Source organism: Candidatus Cryosericum odellii (genome assembly GCF_003570935.1).
GTDB lineage: Bacteria > Caldisericota > Caldisericia > Cryosericales > Cryosericaceae > Cryosericum > Cryosericum odellii.
This window is the reverse complement of record NZ_QXIU01000166.1, coordinates 1-15,490: the sequence shown is the minus strand read 5'-3', so window position 1 is coordinate 15,490 and position 15,490 is coordinate 1. Positions and strand designations below refer to the sequence as shown.

Below are 15,490 nucleotides of genomic sequence, written 5' to 3'. Positions count from 1 at the left end.
TGCCTTTCGCACCGTCGAAAACAGGGGACAACGCGGTGGCATAGGTCGCAATGCTTTTAAACGAGTCCGGTATTTCAAGGGTGCACTGTGTCCAAGTCTTTCCTTTATCTTTCGTGCGGTAGACTACCGGATTGGGGTCGACGTCGTATCGGAAGGAAACAAAACCTATATTTTTGTTTGCAAAACCCGCCCCGGTTACCACGCGGGGATAAACCTGATTGGTATTGCCGATTTCAGTCCAAGTTTTCCCGCCGTCCGATGTTTGAAAAATCCTGTTCTCCTGATGCCCCATTGCTACAGAACTCCCGGCAAGGAGCAGCCACCCGTCATTTTTGGTGGTAAAGCCCACGTATTTTTGCGTATAATCATCAACCTTTGTATCCGCAACGGAATAATTGCTCCATGTTTGACCTTCATTATTGCTGATGAGTACTGTAACGGGCGATGCTGGATTTGCGTTGTCACCGTACGCAACTGCCGTTACTTCATCCGATATGTAAATGGCTTTGTCTTCAAAATATGCCGCTTGATCATTGGTATCTGGTGCGAGCGACACCACGGCAGATTTTCTAATGCCGTACGATATGATAAATTTCCCGATTTCAAGATAATATGAGTTCCCCACTTTGAGAAGGGCAACATTATCGATTGCCTTTTGCTCACTTTGATCACTCACATCGTAAGCCACCAAAGCTCCGGTAATGCCTACGACTATGATGATTGCGCACAGAGCAAGCAAGCCTTTGCGTCTTCTGCTCACGTCAAAAATGTTCACCAGCCGCTCCTTCATTGTTTTCTTCCCTCCATCAAAATACGTGGAAAATGCTGTCTGACACATCTTCTCTTTGCGAACCGCCGCCAAGATCGTCTCGCTATATTGCTTCCGGGATGCGGTATCTGCATCCTGAATCACTGCAGAGTCACAAGACATCTCGAGATCCTGGTTGGATGCTGTCACCACGAGGTAGACGAGCGGGTTGAACCAGTGCACAGCATTGGCGCAGATCATCAGCAGCTTGTACCAGATGTCTCCCCGTTTGTAGTGGACAAGCTCATGTTTGAGGATCATGTGCAGTCCGGTGTCTGAATAGTCCATATCCGGTAAAAGCAGGACAGGATGGAAGAACCCCGTCATCATAGGGCTCTGTACCTTTTTGCAGGACAGCAACTGGATAGGACGAACGACATGCATCTCCCTGCGCACAGCATTCCAGATCGCAAGGGTCCTTTCATCCTCTACGGGTCGGGAAAAACGCCGCACTGCCCGCCGGAAAAGAAAATACCCCATGAAATGGTAGAGCAGGAAGGCAGCGATCCCAAGGATCCACACAAGAGAAAGGATCGTTGTGAGTGGTACCGTCGCCCGCGTTACGGGCACAGGTGTTGCCACTGGAGAGCTCACTGGGTTGCCCATTTGTGGAGGAAGCACCGTTGTTTCCCGGACCGGCACGTTCACCGTCACATGCTGTGCAGGTGCCGCAAGCTGGATCGGTGCCTGTGGCAGCGACGGGTTAAAGGGGATCAACAGGCGCACTGCCACCAGAAGCCAGACCCAGGAACGCCACCGCGCAGTATAGTGCCGACGCAGAAACGGCAGCAGAAGCAGCAGGATGGCAATGACGCCCGAAGTGATCAGTGTGACTTCGATGATGTTGCTGAAGACATGCTGCAACATACGCTACGCCACTCCTCCGGTTGCCTTATCAATAAACTGCTGAAGCTCCGCAAGATCGTCATCGTTGATCGCGTTGCTCTTGTAGAGCGCAGAGACGAAGGTGGTAAGAGAGTTGCCGTACAGCTTCTCCAGAAAGGACTTGCTTTCACTTTCAAGGTACTCCTGCTCGCTGATGACAGCCGTATAGATATTGGCCTTTCCCTGCCGCGTGCTCGAGACAAACCCCTTCTCCACCAGCCGTGCAAGGAATGTCAGAACAGACGTGACCTTCCATTCCCGTTTGTCTTTCAACTGCTCGCACACGTACGCCGACGTGACAGGCCCGTTCGCCCCCCAGAGGATCATCATGATCTCAAGTTCCGAATCCGGCAGACGCTTTATCTTCTTCCTGCTGCTCATATCTCCCTTCTTTCTACAACTGTAGAATTACTTGTACCTTGATTCTACAAATGACGAATAAAAAGTCAAGGGATGGGACCGAGAACATAAACGTAGAATCCCAAGTCATCAGGAGTGGTAACCTGGGAAAGGGAAAGAAACTCAAGAAGCCATTGTGAACCAGCTTCTTACTTCTGCGGCCCCTGCTGCACAGCGATATGACGCCCATACAAAGCGTTCGCGGTCAGTCAGCCCTCCAGAGGAGTGGGGGATGGTTGTAGTGGACTAGTCATTGTAGACATTGACCTGCCTTGAACAGCAGAACGGTCAGGTCCGTCTGGCTTTCTTCTTTCGGGGTTTTCCCCTGAACAACGCGTTATACGCGATGAACTCGACAGCCAGGTACGCACATGTCTTGGGGATCATCAGCATGCCGACCAGCTCGTGGGTTGGCGCAAACAGAATGACGGGGATGTAGCAGGCAAACGAGATCGCGATCATCCAGGCGATAAGGTTAAACGTCTTGTCCTTTGCGCGCGCTGAATCGCGGAACAGCAGATACACGAGGCCCAGCCCCTGGATCATGAGCGGAATATTCCGGATAATGCTCCACGGCATGGGGGAAACGACGGCGGTCCATTGGTTGACTGCAGGCATCATGAGCCCCAGGCGCACAATACCCATGAGCAGAAGCATCCATGCGAACCAGTCGAAGGTTTTGTGGAAGCGAATGTGCCATGCATCCAGCATGACCATGTAGAAGAACGTCACGGTGACGGCCGTCGCAAACGTGCCAATCCCCACGAGGGTCGTGTGCTGCGCCAGCCCGCCGTTCAGATAGGCGAACACGCGGAAGCCGACATGCCCCACATCCCCCAGTCCCAGCAGAACGAACGCCCAGAGAACGCACGTAGCGACCCGACGGTTTCGGCTCGCTACCCTTCTGCGGTGGATGAACATGAGAGCAACCAGTGTCCAGACCGTGACGAGGTAGCCGATGTCAAACCATATTTCGATTCCTTGACGGAGTGCTTCAGGCATGTACTTCCTCCAGGTGCCCTTTCTGTGTTGGGGAGGCAGTATACCGTGCAGGCCGGCAAACATAAGGCGCGTTCCTCTGCTGCACTCCCCTGCGGTTCGTGCTATATCAGACATAGTTTACGAGATGGTTGCCCTGGTGACAGGCGTTTCTGCGGTCAGACGTTTTCCATTTGCACGGGAACCATGTGCCTCAAGAGCCCTAAGAGCTCGTGGTACAAGAAATCAGCAGCGTGTTTTGGAGTCACTGATCATATCGAGAAGTATGCAGTTATGGAACCATAGGATTTGTGCAGCAAGTTGCTGCACAATTGCCAAGTTGGCCAGGTCATGGCAGGTGCCCGGTAGAACCATTCCAGCGGAACGACCCGCGCGAGTTCGTGAGGCAAGGTGATACGGCCAAATGACAAGACACTCTTGCCAACACTAACATAAAGAGAATGCAGGGGCACGAGATCTGCCCCTGCATTCTCGACAAGACTCAGTACTCCCGCCTACCTAGTCGGACACTCGCCCAAGGAAAGCAGGTTATTCGTCTCTTTACCATCTGCATAAGTCTGCAGGAATTTCGTACCTTGCGAGCTGGTAACAACCATGCAATAGACCTTCGTCCCAGAACCTTTCACGTAGGCTCGATTGCTCTTCTCAACCCAGTCAACCATTTCCTGTCGACCATCACGACCGGTTTTCCCAAACTCGTCTCTCCAACCGTAATGAGTAATCCCCTCATAACGGTTTAGATGGTTTCCGTCATCCTTATTTATGCAAGTAATCTCTCGCTCTGACATTATGATTTTCCTCCCTCTTGTAAGAGAAGTCGATTATCCTGATGAGTCACCGAGGAATAAACGATGCATTGTTCTCAATGCTGGACCGTTGGTGTTTGACTATGCCCTTCCCCCTGATCTTCTGACCAGTCGACTCTGAGCCCGCCTTCTGAATTCGACCATACAACGAACACTCTACATCTTGTTCGCTACAATATTGCAGCTGAGATTATGTTAGAGGCATTTCACAATTTGTCAACGTGCATTCTCATTTGCTGTCCTGGCAGCAGTGCTTCGCGATAACTTGCCTCAGGCATCCCGTATGCGATCGATCCCTCCGATCTGACATTGTTTTCAGAGCCTGGGCGTCGGTAGGATAGTCGGCGCCAAGCATGCCCCATTTGGAGGGCCACTTGAAAGCCTGCAAATCCATCTCCACCTGTCGTCCACTACTGCTCTAGTTCAATACTTCACCTGTCTGAGTTGTTTCTGCCCAGTCGGCGCACAACAGCTCGGCCTGCTCGAGAATTGTCTGGGTGGCCTGGACCTGTTTGTCGGGCGGATAGTGGTACTTGCGCAGAATCCTCTTGACGTCGATGCGCAGTTGGGCCTTGACGCTGTCTTTGGCAGTCCAGTCGATGGTGACGTTCTTGCGCAGCGTCTTTACCAGCTCACGAGCAATCATGGTCAGGGTCGCATCACCCAGGACCTGCACGGCGCTGTCGTTGACACCCAGGGCGTCGTAGAAGGCAATCTCATCGTCGGTCAGCCCCAGGTCCTCGCCCTTCTTCTGCGCGGCACGCATCTGGCGTGCCACCTCGATGAGCTGGTCGATCACCTGTGCTGTCTCGATGGCATGGTTCTGGTACGCGCGGATGGAACGCTCCAGCATCTCGGCAAAGGACCGCGCACGCACGAGGTTGGTACGCATGTTGCCGTGAATCTCCCCCGCCAGCAGTTTGCGCAGTGTTTCCACCGCCAGGTTCTTGTACGGCATGCTGCGCACTTCTTCAAGGAACTCATCGGAGAGGATGGAAATGTCCGGCTTCTTGAGACCAGCGGCCGCAAAGATGTCGACGACCCCTCCCGAAGAGACAGCGCGTGACACGATCTGCCGGATGGCATGGTCCAGGTCCTCTTCGGGCCGCGGATCACTAGCTGTCGATTTGGCCAGAGTTGCCCGGACCGCCTTCGTGGAATTTGAGGACTATACCTCGCGATCTTTCGATACTTTGATTGATTTTCCAAGACTTTAATGCAACTCTCGAAACGCTATTTGTCAATTCAGAACTTCAGTTAATCATTCCATTTGGCTCCAAAATCCATCCAACCCTCTCCGGCCAGTGTATCAACACGCCGGGATGATCATGACCAGTTTGAAGACACATGAAACAAGACAAAAGACACCTGCTCTCAAAGGGTAGGTGTCTTTTGTTTCCAGATATATTGCCTGTTCTATCGTTTCTTCCCTTCGTTCCGGAAGTCCCTAAACAAGGTCTCTCCGATAGCATGCATTATGGCGTCGTATTTTGCCTGATCTTCGAATAGCTTCGTGTAGGCTTCCGTGTTCTCCACGTAGGCTTCTTGCGCGGTTGTGTCAAAGTATTTCGGAAGGATGCTCCTAACGAACATGTTCCGGTCACTGCCCTTGGCAGACGACCGTAGCTTCTTATCGGACTGGAGCCTGTTGTAGAGCGTATCGATGATGACTTTGTCGGCATCTGTGAACTTGCCTTGATAGACTGCGTTAACTTTCTCGATGATCTCTTCCAGCGGGGACTTCTTGTTAGTATTGCCGCCTCTGCTGGCTTCAACAGCAGTATCGTAAGGGTTGTCCTTTGGCTCAAGAGAAATACTGCCATCAAAGGTTCTCTCCAGTTTGTAGTACTCGAGCCTTATCTTGTCTTCAAGGTCGACCATTGCAGTTTTGTCGGCGGGAAGAAACGGCTCAAGGCAGCAAAGGAAGCGATATTCTCTATGCAGATCTTTGTCGAACATTCTCGTGATCTGTGCGATATAGGAATACCATTTTGTGAAGCAACGGACTTCTCGTCTGAATTCATATCGCGTGTCCGGTTCCATCCCGTTGTAGACATCAATAATGGGTTTCAGAGCCGAGACTACCTTGCCTTGCGTAGCTGAAGTCTGCTTGCCGGGCTCGAAGTAGATGCGGCAGATCGCCTCGATGTCGCCGTCGTTATAGGCATGATAATCGCGAAGCTCTTTCTGTGTCTTGTAGATCAAATCGGTATTGATTTCGTGGCTGAGCGATGTAGTGGTATAGAAAGGCTCGAAAGCTTTCAGAATATCCTCGTTGGTATTCACGAAGTCGAGAATGTAGGTGTCTTCCTTGCCAGGATAGATGCGGTTGACTCTGCTCAGGGTCTGGACGGCTTTGACGCCGCGAAGTCGCTTGTCGACTACCATCGTGTGAAGCAGAGGTTCGTCGAAGCCGGTCTGATATTTCTCAGCCACGACCAGGACAGAGCCGGTATCGTGGAATTCGTGCTTTGTCTGCGACTCTTTCAGGTGTTTGCCGATTGTCTTGGAATTGACGCCTTGCTCGGTGTATTCCGTGCCAACACCGCTTTCATAATCAGTGACAGTTCCTGAAAAAGCAACGAGGACTTCTATGTTGTCATAGTGATTTGCCTCGATATAGTTCCGGATTTCCCTCTGATACCTGACAGCAGCCAAACGGGACGGCGTGACAACCATCATCTTTCCTTTACCGCCTATGGCGTGCCTGGTGGTGTCGCGAAAGGTCTCAACAATGATGGCGGATTTCTGCTGCAGATTGTGCGGATGCAGCTCCGCAAAGCGCCGTATGGTCTTGACTGCTTTGGAAGTCGGGACATCAGGGTTATCCTTGATCGATTTCGCAATCTGGTAGCATGTCTGGTAGGTAACGTAGTGCGCGAGGACATCCATGATGAAGCCTTCCTCGATAGCCTGACGCATGGAATAGACATGAAACGGTCTGAAACTGCCGTCTTTCTGCTCCTCGCCGAACATTTCAAGAGTCTCTGGCTTAGGGGTGGCCGTGAACGCAAAGAAGCTGAGGTTCTTGTGCTTTCCCTGCGAAGCCATTTCTTTCACAAGGCGGTCCTCAGAATCCAGATAGGCGTCCTCGGCTTCTCCCTCAAGCTTGGCATATTCTCTCAGAGCGTCTTCTGTATTGGCAAGAGCCTCTTTCAGCTTGATGGCATCTTGGCCCGTTTGGCTGGAATGCGCCTCATCAACAATAACGGCGAAGGTTCGCCCTGGGACCTTGTCGACTTCGTCGTAGATGATGGGGAACTTCTGCAACGTTGTGATGATGATGCGCTTCCCAGAGTTAATGGCATCGCGCAACGTTGCCGACGAATCGACCTTGACAATCGTGCCGAGCTGATGGTCGAAGCCGGAAATCGTATCCTGCAGCTGTGTATCCAGCACGAGCCGGTCAGTAACAACAATGACCGAAGTAAACATCGGTCTGTTCTCGTCATCGAACATGCTCGCCATGCGATAGGCCGTCCACGCTATCGAGTTGGATTTGCCGGAACCTGCGCTGTGCTGAACAAGATAATCGTGTCCCACGCCAACGGACTGCACGCTGTCCACCAGCTTTGTAACTACATCCCACTGGTGGTACCGAGGAAATAGAAGTGACTTTCTGTGCATCGTGGTGCTACGACTGGATCCATCCTTGACCTTCTCGATCATGTCCTCGACGCTGACGAAGTTCTCAAGGATGTTTAGTAGAGAGTCCTTCTGCAAGACAGTCTTCCAGAGGTACTCAGTTGGGTAGCCGTTCGGATTTGATCTGTTGCCGGCCCCGCCGTCCACACCGGGACCCTTGGAACCCTGATTGAATGGCAGGAAGAGCGTCTTTTCTCCATTGAGTTTTGTCGTCATGCATGCTTGCATCGGATCAACGCAGAAAAAGGCGATGACACGCTGATTGAACCGAAAACAGGTCTCACGCGGATCACGATCTTCCATCCACTGACGTTTGGCGTTCTCGATATCTTGACCCTTGAACTGATCTTTCAGCTCGAGAGCAATGACAGGTATGCCGTTGACAGCCAGAACCATATCCACGGAATTGACGTTTGAGGAGGAATAATGCCATTGACGGATGCACTCGCAGACGTTTTTCTTATGGAGCTCTGCCGATTCCGTGTTCAGGTCGCTCTTAGGCACGAAATAGGCAACGCGAAATGGAATGCCGCGATGTTTGAACCCATGCCGGAGCACTTGCACGATACCACCGTCAGCCTCCGATACCGCATTAGCGAACACCTGACCAAACTTCTTTACCGGGTCCGAGTTGCATTGCGCTTCGAAACGCGCCCATTCCTTCGGCTGTGTTGCTCGTACGAACCCGACCAGCGTTTCCGGCCAGATGCCGAGTGCAGGATCATATCCCTCGTCGCTACCTCTAGCAAACCCGCCCGTGAGAGATATGAGCCCTTCCTCTACGTCGGTTTCAAATCCTCTTTCAGAGTAGTCTAGAGCCATCTTCAGCCCACCTTCCTTTTGCCAGTAACACATTCATAGATCAGGGATTTCTTTGCGGCTACAAGGTCATCAATAAGAGACTGCTGCTCGGAGATGATGGAATCGATCTCCTTGCTCTCATTGTCTAGAAACCTCGTAATCGCATCCATTTCCTGTATTGTTCCTGGTAATGCAATCTTGTGCGTCTTCACTTCGTCGTAATTCAGGCCTTGCCTAACGCCCGAGCCCATCCCATAGAAGCCCTTGTTTAGATCGAAAGCATGGAGAGCGTAATAGATGAATCGAGACAGTCTGACGTTTCTGGGTCTCAACGTTGTATAGGCTGAAGTGATTATCCCATCTTCTTGTACTTGTCCAACGCGTAAGCTAGTGTGGTCATTTTGCAGATCTGTAAGACGCAAGACGATGTCTCCAGATCTTACACAGTTGTATCCTTCAAAGCTCTCTGGAAGTAGACCGTCAGATGTGTTGATATCCTTTTCTACAATCCTGCCATGACTTAGGGAAAGTAGATTCTGGCTTCTCATTCCGGCATTTTTGCTCTTGACTTCCTCGCATAGCTGGAAGAGAAGGTTCATTCTCCACGACTGAGGGCAGACCCCGGCCCATTCAACTCCGCCCTTTTTCATCGGCACCTGTGGGTCGAGTCCCTTTGTGACAACCCGGGTGATGATGGACTGTCCCAGGAGCCTATAGTCCTCAATAGTAGCCTTTGCATCAGCAATGATGGAGTCAATGGAAGAACACTTGGAGTTGAGATAAGAGGCAATTCTAGTTTGTACGTTGTAATCAGGGACAGGAACATATGTCTTCTTCATATCGTTCCATCCCGTAGTCCACAGATCCGCTACAATACCATGCCCCACTCTGTAGAATTCGTCCGCAAATGCCTCGGTCTTGCATAGGAAGTTCAAGTAGTCAGAACTAAATCGGTGTGCCGGCCTCAAAACAGTATTGATGAGGGAAACTGAGCCGTCTCGCTCGGACACCCCACAAGAACCCCTGCGGTCAGAGCGACTGTTGATTGCAAAATCACCTTTCATCACCAATTTACGGTTATCTCCGTCGTCAGTTTTTGCTACAGTCTCAAGCCGAGGAAGAACTCCTTGCATGGTAACGGATAGCGGAGGGTAGTCCTTGTCACTACATTTCTCATTGCGAAGATTGAACAATGCACCCAAGCGCATACATGCCCATGTATCAGGAATCGCTCCGATCCACTCAATCCCGCTGTCTTTCATTTCATCCGCCACATCACTCACCCGCCTTCTTGCTGAACTTCTCCAAATCGTCCAGTAACCGCTTCTGCCGTTTCTCGATGCGGCTCATGATGGACTTGAACGGTTCGATGGGTTTGAACTTGTAGAAGTAGCGAGTGAAAGCGATCTCATAATACAGCTTTGTCTTGCTTCCATCTATCCATGCACCCGGTTTGTACGGCAGAACCTCGCGGGCCATATATGTGTCACTATTCTCTTTAAGAGGTATGTTTTCCGCATCACGCCTAGCTTTGTCCGGGACAGGCTTGCCTTCTTTCAGGGTAGGCTTGCCAGCCTTGCCCAGCATTGGGCTTTCAACGATGACTTTGCGATATCCGAAGTCCTCACCATTGAAGATCCTCGACTCACAACTTATTTCTGCTCCGATTGCCGTTGTAGCTGTATGGACCTTCTCCCTGAACTCCCCGTAGGCCGTAACGATAAGGCTGCGGCAGGCATCGGTAATATCCACCCGTTTCTTGCCGATATTTTTGCGGCGCTTCTCATAGCAGTTGCTTGCGTCGATAAGCTCGACTTTGCCGGCACGATTCGAGGGTTTCGCTTTCTCAATTATCCAAATGTATGTAGCGATGCCAGTGTTGTAGAAAGCGTCGTTCGGGAGTTGGACAATGGCGTCCAGCAAGTCGTGCTCAATCAGGTAACGGCGAATTTCCGACGACCCACTTCCGGCATCGCCAGTGTACAGGGAGGAACCGTTCTGAATGATTGCCATACGCCCATCAGGGCGCAGCTTCTTGATGCCGTTGAGCATGAACAGCATCTGTCCATCGTCTTTTGGTGGCAAACCGGGGGCAAAACGCCCCTGGTCTCCGAGCTTGTACTCCGCTTCTACCGCATCAGCTTCCTTCTTCCAGTCGATACCAAACGGGGGATTGCTGATCACATATGACATCTCGTATCCTGAAAACTGGTCATCTGAGAGTGTGTCACCGTAGCGCATGTTGTTCGTATCTCCGCCGCGAATGAGCATATCAGCCTCTGCGATGGCGAATGTCTGCGGGTTGATCTCTTGTCCGAAGCAGGTTACTTCGATATTTGTGTCAAGTTGGTGGATGCGTTCCTCCATGCAGGTCAGCATCTGGCTTGTGCCCATCGCCATGTCATAGACCGTTTTTGAGCCACCGTCCTTGCCAAAAGCATCTCTGTCGCCATCGACAAGAAGGTCTGTCATCAGATAGATAATGTCACGACTTGTAAAGTGGGCTCCGGCTTCCTCGTCGTAGCTTTCAGAGAATCTGCGAACAAGGTCCTCGAAGATGTACCCCATGTCCACAGCTGATATTCTATCCGGTCCCATATAGGCACGGGCGCTGTTGAATTCAGATACGGTCTGATAGAGGGTGCCAGACTCAACCATGCGACCTATTATCGGAGCGAAATCAAAACGAGCGAGGATATCCTGCACATTGTCAGAAAACCCACTCAGATAGGCCTTGAAGTTCGACTCGATATTCTGGGAATCCGCCAGCAAGGTCTCAAAGACGAACGGGCTGGTGTTGTAAAACTGATAGCCTGACACTCTGCGGAGAAACCCATCCTTCACCTGCAAGTTCCTGCGGTTGAGCTCGTTGTACTTCTTCAACACCGCTTCGTGCGTTGGCAGCAGGCAATCGTGAAACCGCTTAATGACGGTCATCGGCAGGATAACGAGCCCGTATTCATGCGGCTTGAACGGGCCACGAAGGGTACCCGCCACGTTCCAGATCAACGTGGACTTCTCCTGTATATTCGTTGTTACCGACTGGATTCTTCTATCGCTAACGGTCATATTCAGCCCTCCGAAGATCCGAATCTACTCGCTCAAACAGTTTCAAGTCTCCCTAAGCCTCGACACGGCACATTATAGGCTGTCTTGTAACCGAGAGAAACGCTCGTGCCACTTGCCAACTCAACAAGACAACAGTCAATTCTGCCAGTCTCTTGGCGGATCATATCGAGCATGACATTGACTTCCCGCGGAGATTGTAGCACTTCCCCGTCGTGCTGCCGTTGGTTGTTCTCGTACGCGCCATACGCCGCTCCCTCTGCCACTGTTCGCATACCGACACGACTACAATATGGTACTATGACGCGTCGAGGACAAATGGCAAGCGATTTGGGGAAAATGGAGTGACTTCTTCCACTCGCAAACGCACGTTGTGACACCAAGTCATTTGCGCAAGCACCTCTTGCACAACTGGCGACACCAGTCATGCAGTAAGCGGTTCCGCCGTTCCGGTTGATTTTCTGGAACCCATCTGGTATGATTTAACGAGATGCAAATGAATCTGGATAAGGAGTAGTGCAACTTGAAACCAACGAGAGATGAAGCATACCAACTGTTGTGCAAGTACAACGATTCTCCTGCCCTTATTACCCACGGTCTGGCCGTCGAAGGTGTGATGCGGCATTTCGCCCGTCTGCTGGGTGAAGATGAGGAGAAGTGGGGAGCTGTCGGACTGATGCATGATATCGACTATCAGAGGTTTCCGGATCAGCACTGCATCAAGGCCAGGGAGATCCTGCAGGAGGCCGGCGTCGACGAGGAGTACATTCATGCGATCCAGAGCCACGGGTACGGACTGTGCTGCGACGTGAAGCCGGAACATGTCATGGAGAAGGTCCTCTACACCATCGACGAGCTGACGGGCCTCATCAACGCAAGCGCGATCATGCGGCCGTCGAAAAGTGTCCTGGACCTCGAGCTGAAATCAGTCAAGAAGAAGTACAAAGACCGCAAGTTTGCTGCCGGCGTGAACAGGGAAGTCATCGAACAGGGCGCCGCCATGCTAAACATGGACCTGGATTATGTCATCACCGAGACCATCATGGGCATGCGCGAAGTGGCCGAAGCCATCGGCCTCAAGGGAGAACTCTGAGCTGACCATCACGCGCACCAGGATACGGTCGAACAAGACGGGAGCGTTTAGTGTATACAGGCAAAATCAGAATCAAAGAGACTGATCAATCAGACCTGCCGAATGTCATGCAGCTATGGAACAACGGCCAAGTGATGTTCTATGCAGGCTTTCCGAGGGGTCTGGGCGTTACGATTGAACGCCTCCAGCAATGGCTGACTGGGGTCAATCAGGATATCTTCAGCAGGCATTACAGTATTTACGCTGAAAACATCGGGTATTGCGGCGAAACGTTCTACGACATCGATCGTGGACATGATCTGGCAAGACTGGATATCAAGCTTCTGCCGAAGGCACAGGGCAAAGGAATCGCCGCTTATGCGTTCAGCCATGTCATCGACCAGGTGTTCAGCAACAACCTGGCCACGAAAGCATATGTCGACCCTCACCCGGACAACAAGAAGGCATCGAAACTCTGCGCAAAACTGGGGTTTGTCAGCAAGCCAAGGCCGGAGTTTCTCGAAAAGGGCCCAACATATATGGAGGTCACTCGGGATACGTTCAAGAGCGCCTGCCCGGCAGAATCGGCGTAGTCCTCGCAGCATACTGCACTGCACGTCTTTCTGAGTAGCATAAACACCCGACCCCGTTTGCCATTGCAGGCATATCGTGAGTCATGGGCATTACTATACTCGGGGTTTTGCTCGTTGCTTAGTGTTGGCAGAATAGCTACGTGTGGAGATTGCACTCATGATCCACATTATTCTACGATTCCATTCTGATGCTTCTGAAGAATCTGCCTTGTCCATCAATATGCTGGGGCTTGTCGACAAGCCCTGTTTTAGCCAAATGCTCGTTCGTCAATCCGAAGATCTGATGCCACAATTCATTCCCGATTTCTTTAATATCGACCATATGCTTGACTGCCGTAAAATCGCCAGTGCACATTGAAAAGGAATCGAATGTTTGCCTAACAGCATCATTTATTTGAGGCAAGACAATGTCGCCGACTGCAATGATTAGCGGCTGCTCATCCTGATAGAACACAGGAACCGTCATTGATATGCGGTTGTTCTCCTGTCTGCCGCTGACATATCCCAATTCCGAGAGCAGCAAGGCCGTTTCTGCATCCTCGGCTAGATCGGTCCAGTGCACATCATTCGAGACTATCTTTTTCACCAAGCTGCTACAACTGGAAGCAATACTTTTCATATCAGACGACAGCAGCATTTCAATATCCTCGGACCTATTAAGAAACTGCGCTAGCTCATGTGGCTCCGAATCAAAGACGCGCGTGAAGCGATACATATCTTTTCTGCGACCACGTGAGTCACCGAAGCTGTTGAAACGGATCCCATCGCAGGTATAGTTATTGCTGCTGCAAAGCAGTAAGTCACTATTCTGTGCGACTTCCTCACAAGCTTCATATCCGATAATGAGATAATCGCGATTGTCCGGTTGCGGTTTTGAAGTGCATAGCAGTCTCTCTTTCTCAAAGTAGGCAAACGCTATATCGTCAAATACAGAGTCACAAATCACATGATACAGAATTCGACCAACACCAAACTGCCTGTGGCATCTAAACCGCTGTGCTATCGGCACCAATTGGCTGCTCAGCCGTTCAAGCGTTCTTGCAATGGAATCGCCCACACTGGACAATATGCCTGTCATTTGTTGGACATCACCCTGGAGAAATACGGGAAAGCAAATCCTGTACGTACCGTCTCTGCGTTCGAGGACTTTGATCGTGAGCAGAGAGTCGACAACGGGTCGCAGGGTTTCCTGTTCAACTCCCAGGAGCCGGGCAATCTCCGCTTCTGAAAGCTCATAGGGAGCACGGGAAGCTATCTGAAAGAGCGTCTCTGCTGCATATTCCTGCGCGCAAACGTAAGCAGGATTAAATGCATCGTATTTGCCAATGTCACCAAAATAGAATAAATCCAGCTTTCCCGTATTCATGCAATGTCTCCCTATACAGAGCTTATGAATAGTTCGCACCCGAATTATACAGCAAAGCAGCTCACGGGTTCAACGCCCGTGAGCTGCACCAGTCAGGACAACGATGCCTCCTGTATCAGAAATCAGGGCACAGCCGCCGCAGTTGTTCCTGCTCTTTATTATCTTCTTACTGGATCCCCACCTCTGCGAACAGGGCTTTCACCTTCGCGGGGTCTTCCCAGATCGTGGGGTTTGTTACCGGCCACTGCCGGCGATGCATAAAATCGAAGAAGCTCTTGCCGCCCGGTCCTCCCAGCGCGCCCCAGTCAGTGACCACCAGCCGTCCGTTCACGTTCTTCACCACGAATTCCATTGTTTCACCGTCATGGCCACCAATATCATTGTAGACCCTGGCCGCAAGCTTCAGATAGAGACAAGTGTCATGCACCTCTTCTTTGGCGATGGAGACGTCCACGTGCGTAATGATCTGGTTGTAGGCCTCTTGCTTCAGCTTGAATTCAGAATACTTAAGCAGGTTGGGGTCGATGATGTACCGGGTGAGGTCAACGGAGACGGACTTCTTCTTGGCTGCGTACGAGTCGCGCATCAGGCTCTCGCACATCTCCGTTGCCTTGTCCATGTCTCCCTGCTGTAGCTTGGTACTGTCGAGAGCCATCCAGGCACGCGGTCCTGTGCTGACGGGGCTTTCTGGAGTACTGGGAGTAGTGGGAGTACCAGTCCCGTCGGAGTCCACAGAACCCCTGCATCCCACTGTCACAAGGCCAAGCAGCGCGATGAGGCACGCACAGAGAAGCCTTTGAATTGTTCTTCGATACATATGTCCCCCCTTCCGCTGCTTACTCTTTGCCCTCCCATTACTATAACAAAGATGGTCCGGTTTTGCTAAACGGTTTTCGCGATGACTCTTTTCTTAGGGGGCGGGCGGTGCCGGAAATGAAAAAACCCACCGGCTGGGGTGCCGGCGGGCAGGTTGTTCTGTTCATGGTGGAGGTGGCGAGAGTTGAACTCGCGTCCAAATACGTTAAACACAGCGCTACTACAGGTTTAGTC

The 15,490-nt window shown here is 51.4% G+C and carries 11 protein-coding genes, 1 other RNA gene and 1 pseudogene; 2 read left to right on the top strand and 11 right to left on the bottom strand.

Annotation, left to right across the window (positions count from 1 at the left end; genetic code table 11):
• The 8 genes and pseudogenes from SMC5_RS06925 to SMC5_RS06880 all read right to left on the bottom strand — a co-directional run.
• Positions 1-1,675 (bottom strand): M56 family metallopeptidase (locus SMC5_RS06925; RefSeq protein ID WP_207799125.1); only part of this gene is annotated, 1,675 nt, incomplete at its 3' end.
• A gap of 3 nt (positions 1,676-1,678) precedes the next feature.
• Positions 1,679-2,074, bottom strand: a complete 396-nt coding sequence (locus tag SMC5_RS06920; RefSeq protein ID WP_119120126.1) for a BlaI/MecI/CopY family transcriptional regulator — start codon at positions 2,072-2,074, stop codon at positions 1,679-1,681.
• 306 nt (positions 2,075-2,380) lie between these two features.
• Entirely contained in the window at positions 2,381-3,094 is a 714-nt protein-coding gene (locus SMC5_RS06910; RefSeq protein ID WP_119120124.1) for a hypothetical protein, read from the bottom strand.
• 491 nt (positions 3,095-3,585) lie between these two features.
• Positions 3,586-3,879: a DUF3892 domain-containing protein gene (locus SMC5_RS11695; protein ID WP_119120123.1), complete on the bottom strand. Its 294-nt coding sequence runs from the start codon at positions 3,877-3,879 to the stop codon at positions 3,586-3,588.
• Between the two features lie 436 nt (positions 3,880-4,315).
• Positions 4,316-5,050 (bottom strand): annotated as a pseudogene (locus tag SMC5_RS06895) (DUF3387 domain-containing protein); the annotation flags it as partial.
• Between the two features lie 263 nt (positions 5,051-5,313).
• Positions 5,314-8,364 (bottom strand): type I restriction endonuclease subunit R, encoded by a 3,051-nt coding sequence (locus SMC5_RS06890; RefSeq protein ID WP_119120121.1) that lies wholly within the window; start codon positions 8,362-8,364, stop codon positions 5,314-5,316.
• A 2-nt stretch (positions 8,365-8,366) separates the two neighbouring features.
• Positions 8,367-9,182 (bottom strand): restriction endonuclease subunit S domain-containing protein, encoded by an 816-nt coding sequence (locus SMC5_RS06885; RefSeq protein ID WP_207799123.1) that lies wholly within the window; start codon positions 9,180-9,182, stop codon positions 8,367-8,369.
• A gap of 436 nt (positions 9,183-9,618) precedes the next feature.
• Complete coding sequence (locus tag SMC5_RS06880) at positions 9,619-11,412, bottom strand: type I restriction-modification system subunit M (RefSeq protein ID WP_119120120.1); 1,794 nt, start codon at positions 11,410-11,412, stop codon at positions 9,619-9,621.
• Positions 11,413-11,932: 520 nt separating this feature from the next.
• Here SMC5_RS06880 and SMC5_RS06875 point away from each other — a divergent pair.
• Together SMC5_RS06875 and SMC5_RS06870 are read left to right on the top strand one after the other, a co-directional pair.
• Complete coding sequence (locus SMC5_RS06875; protein ID WP_119120119.1) at positions 11,933-12,502, top strand: HDIG domain-containing metalloprotein; 570 nt, start codon at positions 11,933-11,935, stop codon at positions 12,500-12,502.
• 50 nt (positions 12,503-12,552) lie between these two features.
• A complete protein-coding gene (locus SMC5_RS06870; protein ID WP_119120118.1) occupies positions 12,553-13,074 on the top strand; it encodes a GNAT family N-acetyltransferase in 522 nt (173 codons plus the stop codon).
• A 172-nt stretch (positions 13,075-13,246) separates the two neighbouring features.
• Here SMC5_RS06870 and SMC5_RS06865 read toward each other — a convergent pair whose 3' ends face one another.
• From SMC5_RS06865 to ssrA, 3 genes are all read right to left on the bottom strand, one after another.
• Positions 13,247-14,440 carry a hypothetical protein gene (locus tag SMC5_RS06865; protein ID WP_119120117.1) on the bottom strand — a complete coding sequence of 398 codons (1,194 nt, stop codon included), beginning with the start codon at positions 14,438-14,440 and terminating at the stop codon, positions 13,247-13,249.
• A 166-nt stretch (positions 14,441-14,606) separates the two neighbouring features.
• Entirely contained in the window at positions 14,607-15,257 is a 651-nt protein-coding gene (locus SMC5_RS06860; RefSeq protein WP_126854965.1) for a hypothetical protein, read from the bottom strand.
• A 165-nt stretch (positions 15,258-15,422) separates the two neighbouring features.
• Positions 15,423-15,490: a transfer-messenger RNA gene (gene ssrA, locus SMC5_RS06855) on the bottom strand; the annotation flags it as partial.

Excerpts from the sequence above, each read along its gene's own strand:
- SMC5_RS06920 (WP_119120126.1), bottom strand. The coding sequence starts at position 2,074 with ATGAGCAGCAGGAAGAAGATAAAGCGTCTGCCGGATTCGGAACTTGAG.
- SMC5_RS06910 (WP_119120124.1), bottom strand. The coding sequence starts at position 3,094 with ATGCCTGAAGCACTCCGTCAAGGAATCGAAATATGGTTTGACATCGGC.
- SMC5_RS11695 (WP_119120123.1), bottom strand. The coding sequence starts at position 3,879 with ATGTCAGAGCGAGAGATTACTTGCATAAATAAGGATGACGGAAACCAT.
- SMC5_RS06890 (WP_119120121.1), bottom strand. The coding sequence starts at position 8,364 with ATGGCTCTAGACTACTCTGAAAGAGGATTTGAAACCGACGTAGAGGAA.
- SMC5_RS06885 (WP_207799123.1), bottom strand. The coding sequence starts at position 9,182 with ATGAAGAAGACATATGTTCCTGTCCCTGATTACAACGTACAAACTAGA.
- SMC5_RS06880 (WP_119120120.1), bottom strand. The coding sequence starts at position 11,412 with ATGACCGTTAGCGATAGAAGAATCCAGTCGGTAACAACGAATATACAG.
- SMC5_RS06865 (WP_119120117.1), bottom strand. The coding sequence starts at position 14,440 with ATGAATACGGGAAAGCTGGATTTATTCTATTTTGGTGACATTGGCAAA.
- SMC5_RS06860 (WP_126854965.1), bottom strand. The coding sequence starts at position 15,257 with ATGTATCGAAGAACAATTCAAAGGCTTCTCTGTGCGTGCCTCATCGCG.